We start from the raw sequence: 556 nt of genomic DNA on the forward strand, positions 1-556 counted from the left end.
CTTCTCTTTTGACAACTTCTCCTTCGTCTCTTCTTTAGACTCTACTTTCTCTTTCGGCTTTGCTTCTGTTTTATCAGTTCCACAACCTACTAACAACATGAAAGGTACTGCTAACGCTACAAGTTTCTTTGCTTTCATACATCATACCCCTATTTGAATGAATTTTGATTATTAGTTTGTTTTACTTGCAATACTCTTTGTTGCTTCTTCGAATAGCTTTGCACCTTGATTTGATTTTATAATTGATTCTTTCAGTTTACTTTCACTCTCTTCCTCTACTGCTTCTGAAAGGAGTTGAAATGCATCATAATATAAGTCCATTGATTCTTTTATCTTGTCATGCTCTGCTTTCAGTTCAGTTGGTGGTTCAAGATACTTTATTTTTCTTACATATGCTTGTGACCCACCTGTTACAAGTTGTATTTCACTCTTCTTTAAGCTTACTGATTTAATGTCTGATTTTGCTGAGTCTTCAATCAATCGTAGTGTTTCGTCTATTTTATTTGCATTGTCCAAAATATCTTGCTTGTATTTGTCAACTTCTGAACCAGTTACC

General features: G+C 34.2%; 1 pseudogene. It reads right to left on the minus strand.

The features are described 5' to 3' along the window. Positions 1-171: 171 nt before the first annotated feature. Positions 172-556, minus strand: a pseudogene (locus AC1DJR_RS32950) (hypothetical protein); the annotation flags it as partial.

It is taken from the genome of Bacillus sp. 05T31, from assembly GCF_056396725.1.